The organism is Cellvibrio fibrivorans (assembly GCF_031457055.1).
Lineage (GTDB): Bacteria > Pseudomonadota > Gammaproteobacteria > Pseudomonadales > Cellvibrionaceae > Cellvibrio > Cellvibrio fibrivorans.
This window is the reverse complement of sequence record NZ_JAVDVX010000006.1, coordinates 344,632-357,124: the sequence shown is the minus strand read 5'-3', so window position 1 is coordinate 357,124 and position 12,493 is coordinate 344,632. Positions and strand designations below refer to the sequence as shown.

At 49.6% G+C, this 12,493-nt stretch carries 12 protein-coding genes; 9 read left to right on the top strand and 3 right to left on the bottom strand.

Going from position 1 to position 12,493, the window contains the following annotated elements; all coding sequences use genetic code 11:
• Positions 1–68: 68 nt before the first annotated feature.
• Positions 69–1,007, bottom strand: coding sequence for a LysR family transcriptional regulator (locus J2X05_RS16935; protein ID WP_310074697.1), 939 nt, complete (start codon positions 1,005–1,007; stop codon positions 69–71).
• A gap of 84 nt (positions 1,008–1,091) precedes the next feature.
• On the opposite strand from J2X05_RS16935, the gene J2X05_RS16930 reads away from it, so the two are divergent.
• From J2X05_RS16930 to mapR, 3 genes are all read left to right on the top strand, one after another.
• Positions 1,092–1,532: a PACE efflux transporter gene (locus tag J2X05_RS16930; RefSeq protein ID WP_310074695.1), complete on the top strand. Its 441-nt coding sequence runs from the start codon at positions 1,092–1,094 to the stop codon at positions 1,530–1,532.
• Between the two features lie 95 nt (positions 1,533–1,627).
• Positions 1,628–3,028 (top strand): cytochrome c oxidase accessory protein CcoG, encoded by a 1,401-nt coding sequence (gene ccoG, locus J2X05_RS16925; RefSeq protein WP_310074694.1) that lies wholly within the window; start codon positions 1,628–1,630, stop codon positions 3,026–3,028.
• A gap of 59 nt (positions 3,029–3,087) precedes the next feature.
• Positions 3,088–4,509 carry a GntR family transcriptional regulator MpaR gene (gene mapR, locus J2X05_RS16920; RefSeq protein ID WP_310074693.1) on the top strand — a complete coding sequence of 474 codons (1,422 nt, stop codon included), beginning with the start codon at positions 3,088–3,090 and terminating at the stop codon, positions 4,507–4,509.
• A gap of 17 nt (positions 4,510–4,526) precedes the next feature.
• Here the strand turns inward: mapR and J2X05_RS16915 are convergent, their stop codons facing one another.
• Positions 4,527–5,219 (bottom strand): glycosyltransferase family 32 protein, encoded by a 693-nt coding sequence (locus J2X05_RS16915; protein WP_310074692.1) that lies wholly within the window; start codon positions 5,217–5,219, stop codon positions 4,527–4,529.
• A gap of 539 nt (positions 5,220–5,758) precedes the next feature.
• Here J2X05_RS16915 and J2X05_RS16910 point away from each other — a divergent pair.
• The 3 genes from J2X05_RS16910 to J2X05_RS16900 are packed head-to-tail and all read left to right on the top strand — an operon-like array spanning position 5,759 to position 7,766.
• Positions 5,759–6,298, top strand: a complete 540-nt coding sequence (locus J2X05_RS16910; RefSeq protein WP_310074690.1) for a DUF2975 domain-containing protein — start codon at positions 5,759–5,761, stop codon at positions 6,296–6,298.
• Positions 6,299–6,331: 33 nt separating this feature from the next.
• A complete protein-coding gene (locus J2X05_RS16905; RefSeq protein ID WP_310074687.1) occupies positions 6,332–6,571 on the top strand; it encodes a helix-turn-helix domain-containing protein in 240 nt (79 codons plus the stop codon).
• A gap of 43 nt (positions 6,572–6,614) precedes the next feature.
• Positions 6,615–7,766 (top strand): serine hydrolase domain-containing protein, encoded by a 1,152-nt coding sequence (locus J2X05_RS16900; RefSeq protein ID WP_310074684.1) that lies wholly within the window; start codon positions 6,615–6,617, stop codon positions 7,764–7,766.
• A gap of 8 nt (positions 7,767–7,774) precedes the next feature.
• Here the strand turns inward: J2X05_RS16900 and J2X05_RS16895 are convergent, their stop codons facing one another.
• Positions 7,775–8,926 (bottom strand): PA0069 family radical SAM protein, encoded by a 1,152-nt coding sequence (locus tag J2X05_RS16895; RefSeq protein WP_310074682.1) that lies wholly within the window; start codon positions 8,924–8,926, stop codon positions 7,775–7,777.
• Between the two features lie 165 nt (positions 8,927–9,091).
• On the opposite strand from J2X05_RS16895, the gene J2X05_RS16890 reads away from it, so the two are divergent.
• The 3 genes from J2X05_RS16890 to J2X05_RS16880 all read left to right on the top strand — a co-directional run bounded on the left by J2X05_RS16890 (position 9,092) and on the right by J2X05_RS16880 (position 12,490).
• Positions 9,092–10,492: a hypothetical protein gene (locus tag J2X05_RS16890; RefSeq protein ID WP_310074680.1), complete on the top strand. Its 1,401-nt coding sequence runs from the start codon at positions 9,092–9,094 to the stop codon at positions 10,490–10,492.
• A gap of 95 nt (positions 10,493–10,587) precedes the next feature.
• Positions 10,588–11,406: a hypothetical protein gene (locus J2X05_RS16885; RefSeq protein ID WP_310074677.1), complete on the top strand. Its 819-nt coding sequence runs from the start codon at positions 10,588–10,590 to the stop codon at positions 11,404–11,406.
• Complete coding sequence (locus tag J2X05_RS16880) at positions 11,390–12,490, top strand: hypothetical protein (RefSeq protein WP_310074674.1); 1,101 nt, start codon at positions 11,390–11,392, stop codon at positions 12,488–12,490. The genes J2X05_RS16885 and J2X05_RS16880 overlap by 17 nt, the downstream gene beginning before the upstream one ends.
• Positions 12,491–12,493 lie beyond the last annotated feature (3 nt).

The following is a 12,493-nucleotide window of genomic DNA, read 5'->3' as shown; positions in this document are numbered from 1 at the left end:
CTTCTGCCAATGAACACAGCAGAGAATGTCAGGAGTGTGATTTTTTCGACACTTTTAGCGCCATGCGCTTAGCGGGAATTACGATATTGCTCGGCCATCAACTCCACCACCCGCTGTGCGCCCAATCCCAGTGGCCGCTCGCGCGACCAGACCAGATCAATCCACAATTCTTCGCCGTTAGTGAAGTTTTCAATCGGCAATTCCACCAGCATCCGGCCGTTGATATAAGGCTGGACGCAGGCGCGCGGCAACCAGGCCCAACCCAGTTCGGCGAGCACCAACTGCAGGGCAACCTCGGGCTGATCCACTCGCCAGTAATGTTCCGAGGCGATACAAAAGTTGTCGGTAGTAGATGTGCGGTCGGCCGGGCTGCGGCTGCCCACCATCACCTGCCGCACAGGGCGCAATTGGCTGTCGTTGATAGTGCCAGTGGACGGGATTTCTGCCAGTAGCGGATGCGTGCGGGCGATAACGGCGACCAGCGCCTCGCGCCCTACTTCCTGAAAATTCTCGCGGCCATCGGCGGCGGGGCGCTCGAACACCAGCGCGAGCTGCGCGTTGCCGGTGTGGAGCAGTTGCAAGGCGTCGGTTTGCGGGGCGGTGATAATCTGGATCTCCAGCAGCGGATACTCCTGCGCCAGAATCCGCAGGGGTTCCACCCAGGGCGCGGTTTGCAGTTCAGGCGCAATCACCAGCGTCAGCCGGGTTTCCAACCCCTGGCTCAACTCCAGCGCCTGGGTATTTAGCTGCTGCAACTGCCCAAGCAACAGCCGCGCTTGCGGTTCCAACGCCCGCGCATGGGCAGTCGGTTTGGGTTCACGGCCGCTGCGATCAAACAATTCCAGCGCCAGCTCCGCCTCCAAATTCGCTATCGCCATACTCACCGCCGAAGGCACACGCCCCAGTTGGCGTGCCGCAGCCGAGAAAGAGCCGCTATCCAATACCGCCAAAAACACACCGATCGTCTCGGAATTAAATGCCCCATTCATCGCGATTTCCACTCTCATCTATCAGTTGATCTGATACTAGCTAACTTTTTCTATCATCACAAAGCATAGAAACTGCTGATATCAGATTTAGCAGAGGTGGATATGCAAGGGGTAAAACGTCGTGTCGTCTATGTCGGTTTGTACGAACTGGTTGCGATTGTGTTGTCGGCGATCTTATTAAAACTGATCAGTAACGCCGACGCCGTCAACTCATTTGGTATTGCTGTCGTCGCCTCCGCAATTGCCATATTGTGGAATTTGGCCTTTAACTATGGCTTTGAACTCTGGGAAAAACACCGCAAATATCAGGGTCGCAGCTTGGGTATCCGCGTATTACACGCGGTGGGTTTTGAAGGTGGACTGCTGATCTTTCTGGTGCCAATAATCGCCTGGTGGCTGGAGGTCGGTCTGTTTCAGGCACTCCTGATGGACCTTGGCTTGCTGGTGTTTTTCCTGTTTTACACGTTTACCTTCAACTGGGTGTTTGACGCGGTGTTTGGGTTGCCGGCGGGGGTGGCAGCCAACCCTGTGACCTGTAGCTAACTCATCTGCACCGGTTTTTTATCGATTATCTGAATCTGTTTTTAGTACAGATCAGCATCCATAGTGGGCAGCATCACTGCGGATGAGACATCACCATGAGCAACACCAACAACCCCCTGTTAATTCCCCTTAAAAACTTGCCCACCCCCAAGGCAACCGCGATCGACGGCCAGATTGTTACACGCAGTTTCAGTGGCCGCTTTCGCAACTTGCGAATCCTTGGCGCTGGCGTGCTGGCGGTGTTATTTTTTGGGACTTCATGGATCAATTGGAACGGTCACCAGGCGATCCTATGGGATTTGGATACGCGTCAGTTTCACGTATTTGGCCCCACGTTTTGGCCGCAAGATTTTATGTTGCTCTCGCTGGTGATGATTATCGGCGCATTTCTGTTATTTGCGGTGACAATGATTGCGGGGCGCGTCTGGTGTGGTTACACCTGCCCGCAAAGTGTGTGGACCTGGGCGTTTATGTGGGTCGAAAATATCACCGAGGGTGATCGCAACCAGCGCATAAAACTCAATAGTGCGCCCGCGTCATTTTCCAAAATCGCCAAGCGCGGTGCCAAACACAGTGTGTGGTTGGCGATGAGTATTGCTACCGGTATCGCATTTGTCGGCTACTTTATTCCGGTGCGCGAGTTGACCGTGAATTTGCTGCAATTTGAATGGTTTTCTACCAGCGCGATTTGGGTGTTTATCGTGGCCGCGCTCACCTACCTCAACGCGGGTTGGGTGCGTGAAAAAGTTTGCCTGCATATGTGCCCCTACGCGCGCTTTCAGAGTGTGATGTTTGATCGCGATACATTAGTGATTTCTTACGATGCCGCACGTGGCGACACACGCGGGTCGCGCAAAAAAGATGAAGATCCCGCTGAACTCGGTTTGGGCGATTGCATCGATTGCTATATGTGCGTGCAAGTTTGCCCGACCGGAATTGATATTCGCGATGGTTTACAAATGGATTGTATCGGCTGCGCTGCCTGCATCGACGCCTGCGATGAGGTGATGGATAAAATGGGCTACGCGCGCGGCTTGGTCAGTTATACTTCAGCGGCCGCACTGGCTGATGAACCCACGCGAATTTTGCGTCCGCGCTTGGTGGCTTATGCAACAGCGATCATCATTATGCTGGGTGCGTTATGGTTTGCATTGGATGCGCGCGAACTGGTGGATATGAGTGTGGTAAAAGATCGCACGGTGCTGTATCGCAAAAATAGTGATGGCGATATCGTCAATGTATATCGGTTAAAAATTACCAACAAAACCCAAATGCCTGCGCATTATGAGTTGCACATTGCCAATGATGCGCGCTTATCACTTACACGTACTTTTACACTCGATTTAAAACCCGGCGAAATTGTGGATATGCCGATGAGTGTTGTCATGAAAGGTGCCAGCGCAGAATCCGGTATGACCCACTTTGATTTTGTGTTGGTAGATAGCAACCGCATAACCACACGCGAAGCAGCGAATTTTATTTATCCGGCATTTTAATTATTTCGGATGAGACGAAAATAAATCGATTAATCAGCAATGAAACTCTATGCCACCCTATGAAACTTTACGAAAGCCTAGCTGATGAAATTGCGCAATTAATTCGCACCGGTGTGCTCGCCGAAAATGAGAAAGTGCCTTCCGTGCGTACCGCCAGCCGCACGCACGGCGTGAGTCAGGCCACGGTTTTTCAAGCCTATTATTTATTGGAAAGCCGCGGCTTGATTCAAGCGCGGGCACGCTCTGGTTATTTTGTGCGTGCGCAAGCCAAACGTGCTTTAACCGAACCGGAAATGAGTGTAGCCAATGCCGATAGCACCGACGTTGACGTGAGTGAATTGGTGTTTTCCATTTTGGGATCGATTAAAGACCCGGACACTATTCCCTTCGGCTCTGCATTTCCCAGCCCGGATTTATTTCCCCTTGCGCGTTTGGCGCGCTCCATGAGCAAAAGCATCCAGCAATTACCAGCGCGCGCCATTCTCGCTGATATGACATCGGGCAACCCCAACCTGCGCCGCCAAATTGCATTGCGCTATATGATGAATGGCATGATGAACGGTGAAATAAATTCACCCGATGAATTGGTGATCACCAACGGCGCATTGGAAGCATTGAATTTATGTTTGCAGGTCGTCACTCAACCCGGTGATCTGGTCGCGATTGAATCGCCCACGTTTTATGCCGCGCTGCAAATTCTCGAACGTTTGCAATTGAAAGCGGTTGAAATTCCGGTGCACCCGCGCGATGGAATTCACCTGCCGACATTAACTGACAGCTTGCAGCGGCTACCGATTAAAGCATGCTGGTTTATGAGCAGTTTTCACAATCCACTCGGCGCTTCTATGAGCGATGAAAAAAAACAATCGCTGTATGATTTGCTGCACCAATATCAAGTACCGCTGATAGAGGACGATGTTTATGCCGAATTATATTTCGGCAACGCACCACCTAAACCTATCAAATTTTTTGATCGCGCTGGATTAGTTATGCACTGCGGTTCTTTTTCCAAAAATCTGGCACCGGGTTATCGTGTCGGTTGGGTTTCAGCAGGACGTTACACCGAACAGATTCATCGCTTGAAATTGATGACCACACTATCGCCGTCTGTTCCAGCGCAAGTTGCCATCGCCGATTATTTACAACATGGCGGTTATGATCGTCATTTACGAAAATTGCGTGAGACTTTGGAAACACAACAGCAGTTGATGCTCGCCGCTATCGCCCGTTATTTTCCTGCACAGACCAAAGTGACCCAGCCGGGCGGCGGTTATTTTTTGTGGGTGGAATTTCCGGAACATATAGACACGCTAAAATTATTTTCGCTCGCGTTGGCACAGGGAATTAGCATTGCTCCCGGCCCAATATTTTCTGCCACGCAACGCTTTCGCAACTGTGCGCGCATCAATTACGGCCAACCGTGGAATAAAGAAACGGAGGCGGCTATTGCGGTGCTAGGGAAGTTAATTGCGTCGCAATAAAATGTGATTGCAACGCATCAGACTACCGCTGAAATCCAGCGACGTAAACGGCTGCGGACATATTGATGTAATGGTTTGCCGCGCCATGATCCCCAACACAAGTGAGCACCAATAGTCTGTGCGGTTTTTTTCGCAGTGAGCTTGGCCATCGCAAATTCAGGATAAATTACGTGCCCGGGCATGATGGTAATATCGTCGTTATATTGTGGATTGTCTTGTAAAAATAAGGTGAGGGCATGGGGTCCACTGAGAAAAACAATATTGGTTTCACCGGCGTGATGTTTGGCAAAAATGCGCTCGATAAATTTTAACCACATATCAAACCCCGGCGCAGATGCCATAAAGGCATTACCCAGCTTATAACTGCCGCCAATACTTTTGCACTCCTTCTCCTCAATCGCCAATACACACTTGTTCGCTAAAAACTTCTCATCCAGAGGTTTGTAAAAAACATAGTCGGTATCAAAATAAATCCCGCCGTACACATACAGGTACAAACAGCGCGCAATGTCCACGCGAATCACCCCTGCCGGAATACTTAAATAATCATCGAGAAATTGCGGTGCCTTGTCTTTTACAAGCTGCAGATTGGACTCATCGGTCCAGGCGTGATATTCAAAATCAGGCATTAACTCACGCGCGCGTTTGGTCAGTTGGCGCTCTTCCCAGACGTAAGATTTGGAGCATTGATGGAGGATTTTGGGAATCATAGGTTTTTCCTTTTTCCAGCGGGCGGTTAAATCAACAGATGGATTACCCGGGAATCCACGCAATTGCTATGCCATCCAGCAAAACAACTCTTTTTTGTCGATAGGGGTGCCAAGAAAGCAATAGTTGCGGGCATTTATGCGCGTAATGCACCAGATTCATCCATGTTTTGCGTTAACCAAATATATCCAACTGTCCATCGGTTTTTTTCGGCGCCGGAATACTCAGCGGTTTGCGGAATAAACTGCAATCCAATTGTACAAAACGCCCACTTTTCCCAGGCCATAGCGCTTAAGGCCTGTGCCGGACGTGTCGTGCATACGACTCGTTCACTCCAGTAATTAAGGAGTCAATCTCTTTTAAGGAATCCGTTTAATGAGGCAGAGACTCTTTGATCACAGCTCTATGGCAGCCTGGCTCACACATTCTTAAAGTAACTATATTCAGCATTTATTTACTGATAAACAATAATTATTTATTGAAATATAATATTTTTGCGGTATTATTCAAGCTCTAACCTTAACTTTCCAAGCGACTTGATATGAATATTCAGCAACATGAGCGCATAGCGCGCATTAAACAAATCAGCGGCTATTTGTATGTCTGCCTGACCTGGGCACGCTATGCACTCTGGTTGATGTGGCCGTTGCTTGCGGTGATTTTTTTTATAGGTGACAAGGTGAACTTTACTATTGGCTCTGTACAAATAGATGATGTTGAGCTGACGCTGTTTATGCGGCTATTGATCGTAACTATTACCTCTCTATTTTGGTTTCTGATACTGAAGCTAATCCATCACTTTCGTGCGCTAATCAAACATTTTGCTGAGGGCGACATTTTTAATAAAACCGCTATAGATCATGCACGCAAGGCGTTGCTAAATGGGCTGGTAATCTACGGACTATATGTGGGCAGCGCGCTTGCTAGCTGGTTTTATAGTGCCACCCAAATCGCGCCGGTATCGGTGGTGGTGAATGCGGATTTTATTTTGGCACTGATGTTTTTTGGCTTGATGTATGTATTGCTCTGGGCGCTTGAAATTGGTTGCGACCTTAACGAAGAATCCGAGTTAACCATTTAGGCATCTCTATCCAATAAAAAGTAAGGAATGGTTATGCCCATTATTGTGAATTTGGATGTGGTACTGGCGCAACGCAAAATGCGCCTCAATACTCTGGCGGAGTTGGTGGATATCACTCCACAAAATTTATCGGTGTTAAAAACCGGAAAAGCCAAAGCAATACGTTTTGATACCTTGGAAAAAATCTGCGCGGTGCTGGAGTGTCAGCCGGGCGATATTTTGGCTTTTACTAGCGATGATAAATCCGTATCAAACACTGAAACGCTTGCGTAAAAAACTTTGCATGAAGCATGCAATTGATAACAAGGAATTTTAAATGTATTTACCACTTACCATTCGTTGTTTAGCAATTATCTTTACCGGATTAATTCCAATTTTCAGCGTCGTGGCAAGCGAGCTGCAATCACCTATGGAGGCTTGGAGCAAAGCAAGGGCAGCGTCCGATTTTTCCGGTTCGATCTTGATTGCCAAAGGTGACGACATTGTCTTTGAACAAGGTTTTGGTCTAGCGGATATTGAACAAAACCAATCGTTCACTGCTGACACTGTGGTGGATGTGCTTTCGCTAACCAAACAATTTACTGCAGCGGCAATTCTCAAATTAGAAGAACAAGGTGCGTTATCCGTAAACGATACTCTGGATCAATTTTTCGATCATGTACCAAAAGATAAAAAGCAAATCACACTGCACCAACTACTAAACCATACGTCAGGCCTGAAAGGAAACTATAAGTGGGATTATCGTAAAGTTACACGCGCTGAGTTAGAAACTAATATTTTAACCTCGAGGCTTCACTCTAGCCCGGGAGAAGAATATCGGTATTCCAATATCGGTTATAGCTTGTTGGGTATCGTTATTGAGAAAGTGTCAGGTAAAGCTTACGAAGAATTTTTGCATGAGCAAATTTTCAAACCGGCAGGCATGACCCAAACGGGTTATCGCATACCGCAATGGGAGTCTAATAAATTTGCTGTCGGTTATCGAAGCCGTGCGATCACTTTCGGTGGCTGGTTGGCGCGCGCAGCCAATTGGCTAGGTGCTGATGATCGTTGGGGAACGCCCCTGGATCAGTATTGGGCGGAAGATGGCCCTTGGTGGAATTTGAGAGCGAACGGCGGCTTGCTCTCCACGCTGAATGATCTTTATCGCTGGCATCTGGCATTAAAAAATAATCTTGTTTTATCGGAGGAAGCGAAAAGCAAACTTCACACTCCACCTCATATCAATAGCGGAGATAACTACTATGGTTATGGATGGCGTATTGAGAAGACTGATGCTGCTGTTAGCGCTATGTATCACAACGGTGGCAATCCATATTTCTTTTCGTTGTTCTATCACGATATCAAAAATGACCTTGTACTGTTATTTGCGACCAATGATTGGAACTCAGTGGATGACGGACAGTTTTACGGATTACATGAGGCGATGATGGCTGAATATGTTGAGACTAAACAGGTTCAGCCCTAAGGCACTGCTCAACCAAAAATATCCAACTGCCCATCGGTTTTTTTCGGCGCCGGAATACTCAGCGGTTTGCGGAATAAACTGCAATCCAATTGTACAAAACGCCCACTTTTTCCCAAACCATAGCGTTTTAATCCTTTGGCAAAACGCTGGCGGATCATATCGGCCCAGAGGCCTTCACCGCGCATACGCGTGGCAAAATTTGCATCGTAATCCTTGCCGCCGCGCATATCGCGGATGCGGTTCATCACTCGCTCGGCGCGTTCGGGGAAGTGGGTTTGCAGCCACTGCTGAAAGAGCGGATTTACTTCCCAGGGCAAACGCAACACGGTGTAACCCGCGGCAGTGGCGCCGGCATCGGCAGCAGCGCGCATCACATTTTCCAATTCCTGCTCAGTCACAAAGGGAATCACCGGCGCCACACTCACCAACACCGGTATGCCCGCTTGCGCGAGTTTTTCAATTGTCTGCAAACGGCGCGTGGGTGATGCAGCGCGCGGTTCTAATGTTCGTGCGATTGAATGGTCGAGCGTGGTAATGGTGATGGCGACAGTGACCAGATTTTTTGCGGTCATGTCCTGCAGTAAATCGATATCCCGTTCGATCAGCGCCGATTTGGTAATCATGCCGAGCGGGTGATCGCACTCATGCAGCACCTCCAAACAGCGGCGGGTGATTTTTAATTCGCGCTCGCACGGCTGGTAAGCATCGGTGTTCATCCCAAAGGCGATTGGGCTGGGCTCGTAATTTTTATGCGCAAGCTCGCGCCGCAACAATTCCGGCGCATTGGTTTTGGCGTAGAGCCGGGTTTCAAAATCCAGCCCCGGCGATAAGCCGAGATAGGCGTGGGTGGGGCGCGCAAAACAGTAGATGCAACCGTGCTCGCAACCGCGATAGGGGTTGAGCGTCACGCTGAAGGGTAAATCCGGCGACTGGTTGCGGCTGAGAATGGTCTTGGCCAGTTCGGGGGTGATGTGGGTTTTTAGTGCGGGGTTGATGTCGGTATCGGCGGCATAGGGGCGCCAGCCATCATCGACTGTTTCAATTAATTGCGTCTCATAGCGACCGGCGATATTGCTGATGGCACCGCGCCCTTTGTGGGCTTGGGGGATTGCATTGATCCAGGGGGCGGGATCAATAAAATCCTCGTCATTTGTACTCATAACATCGCCACCTTCACAAAATGATACTGTATGTACAGACAGTTATTTTGTGCCTAAATCTTTCCCTGTGCAAGACGGGTTTTATTTTATCTCGCATGGCTCCTGCAACCTTTTTGCAGGTCGCCCGTAAGTTCCTCCGACAAATCAATCTAAGGAGGAACCACCATGAACCCGTTTATTAACAAATCCTGTCGTACTTTAATCTTCACCTTTGCCTGTGCCGGCCTGCTCACTGCTTGCGGTGGCGGAGGGGGTGGCGGCAAAGGCTACTCACCTACTCCGAGCAGCACCGGCTATTCCAGCGTGGCGCCCAGCTCCATGGCTGCCAGCTCTATAGCACCGAGCAGTACATCCGCCAGTTCAGTTGCGCCGAGTAGCACACCTGCATCCAGTACGCCCGCGTCCAGTTCATTGGCGTCCAGCTCGGTAGCACCGGCTCTGGTTCCGCCCGTTGTCTTGGTCGATAGCCAAATCAATGCCGCTGACGGCGATTATTTTGTCGCGAGTGGCGACGTATTAGTCGGCATGCCGGAAGGTGGCGGCAACACCAGCTTTACCGGCCAGTTGCTCAATCGCACCGGATTCGCCCTCTACACCTTTGCCAATGACACCGCCGGTGTATCCAACTGCAGCGGCAACTGCCTGGTGAACTGGCCACCGCTGTTGGCCAACCCGGGTGATCAAGCAAGCGCACCCTATTCGATAATCACGCGCAGCATGGGCACTGCCGGTACTGCATTGCAGTGGGCCTATCACGGCAAGCCACTCTACTTTTTCAAAAATGACACAGTTGCTGGCCAAACTGCCGGTAAAGCCATAGCCAACTGGTTACTCGCACGGCCGATGCCCACACAAATAGTGGCCAACGCCACCCTCGGTAGTCATCTCGCGGCTGCAGGCAGTGTGAAACTGGCGATGCCGGTTAACGGCGCCGAGCAGACCAGTACCGCCGAACGCAATGGTTTTACCCTCTACACATTTGATAATGACACCGCCGGCGTCAGCAATTGTTCCGGTACCTGCCTTACCAACTGGCCAGCCTTGATTGCCCATGCCGGTGCTGTTGCGACTGCTCCTTACAGCCTGGTGCAACGCGCCAGCGGTGAAATGCAGTGGGCGCTGAATGGTATGCCGCTCTACTTTTTTGCGGGCGATACCCAAGCTGGCCAAACCAACGGCGAAGCGATTGGCAATAACTGGTTTGTCGCGCGCACGCCAGCGGTTGCGGTAAACAACCATCCCACCAAAAACCGTCTGTTAGTTGCGCACGGCAATATCCTCAATGCGGCCGGTACTGCCGATAATTCACGCCTCGATTTCACTCTCTACACCTTTGATGACGATACGCCCGGCGTCACTACCTGCTTCGGCGGTTGCCTGGCTGCCTGGCCCGCACTTTATGCGCCCGCAGATGCACAAGCCTTTGGTGATTTCAGCGTAATTACCCGCGACGCCACGACCAAACAATGGGCCTACAAAGGTTTGCCACTCTATTTCTATGTTGGCGATTCAAAGCCTGGTGATGTTGCCGGTGAATACACCGACTGGACCATCGCGCGGCCATAAAAAATCCGGGCGCTGCAGATAGTTTGCAGTGCCCGCTTTTTATTTCCGTTTTTATTTACGACGCAGATCAACAAAAAAGATGAGAGGACTGCATCATGAAAAGTTTTTTTTTATTACTGGCAATCACCGGCTTAACCGCCTGTGGTGCCGGTTCCGGTAAAGGATTAAATGATCAGGGTTTGCCCACTTCCAGCAGCAAGGGAAACGGCAGCGCAAGCAGCAGTAGCGCGTCAGAAAATGCGGTAACACTCGCACAATTACAGCAGAATATTTTTGGGGCCATTTGCACCAACTGCCACACAGGTGCAAATGCACCGCGCGGTTTGCGGTTGGATTCCGAAGAAAATTCCTATGCATTTTTAGTCAATCGCACAGCCGATGAAATTCCCACGCTTATGCGCGTCAACCCCGGCAAACCGGATGACAGTTATTTGATAAAAAAATTAGAGGGCTCTGCAGATATTGTCGGCGCCCGCATGCCACTCGGTGGCCCCTACTTATCGCAAGAACAAATTGATCAGGTACGCAGTTGGATTGCCAATGGTGCACCGCGCAATGGCACAGGCTCAGCGACGACTAAAGTGGCACGCGCAAGTGCGCAAAAAAGTGATTCACAAGTAACGGTGGATTTGCATTTCAGTCGCCCATTGCAATTTGAAACACTTTCACCAGAAAGTATCAGCGTGTTTTATAACAACCTCGATGGACAAAAAACGGCAGCGGATTTTTCACTCTTGCTGATCGACCAGATTCTCTACATCACCGTCAGTGATATTCCCCCACAGGCGATACAACTGGAAGTGCTGATCAACAACAGTGCCTTATATCCACTGCTCGATCAGGAGCAGCGTGGGTTTGATGGCGACGGCGATGAAAATCAGGGCGGAGGCTACAGCTATGTTTATTCACTGTAAAAATTATTTTACATTTTTAATTTGTGTGATGGGCCTGTTGTTAATAAACACCAGCCATGCAGAACCCTATCTCGCGATAAAAAATAATACCCAATGCTCCACTTGCCATGTAAATCCGGCCGGTGGTGGTGCGCGCACGACTTACGGTGCCTACTACGGCACCCATGTATTGCCGCGAACCGCAGGTAGCCTGGATTTATTTGATGCCGGAAAATTCGGCGAGACTTTACGCATAGGTGCAGACTTGCGCACCAATTATTACCAGTCGGATCGCGATGAAGGTGAAGACACGCGCGGATTTGAAACCCAATCCGGCCAACTCTATGTAGTATTGCAACCCAAAGACTCGCGTTTTTCACTGTATATTGATGAGCAGATCGCACCCGGCGGTGCGTTAAATCGCGAAACATTTATTCTCACCAAACTTAACGGCAACCATTTTTTAAAAGCGGGGCGCATTATGTTGCCCTACGGTATTCGCCTGGAAGATGACAGCGCGTTTATCCGGCAGGCAAGTGGATTTAATTTTGATACCGGCGACAACGGTGTGGAGTTAGGTTTGCAGTACACCAAAACCCTGTTTAATTTTGCGCTTAGTAATGGCAGTAGCGGCCTTAACAATGACGATAAAAATTTACAATTTTTATCGCGTGCGGAATATCTCGGCAACAACTGGCGCATTGGCGCCACTGCACTCTATAACGATGCCGAAGCCGGTGCGCGCATCCAGGCAAATCTATTTGGCGGTTTTGTATGGCAGGGTTTTGTTTTTCTTGCCGAGGCAGATCTGATTGAAGATGAATCCATTGAAAACATTCCCGATGAGTATCAGCAGCAGCGGGTAGGTTTATTGGAAGTCAATCGCGAGATTAGTAAAGGCTACAACGTTAAACTCACGACTGAATATTTAGATCCGGATGCGAATATCGATGAGAATCAGCGTGTGCGCCATTCCTTGTTATTGGAATATACGCCTTTCGCCAATTTACAAATTCGCGGCGGTTTACGTAAAGGTGATGATATACCGCAGCGGGATGCAGGGAATTACCTGGATTTTTTTGCTCAGTTGCATTTTTATTACTGAATG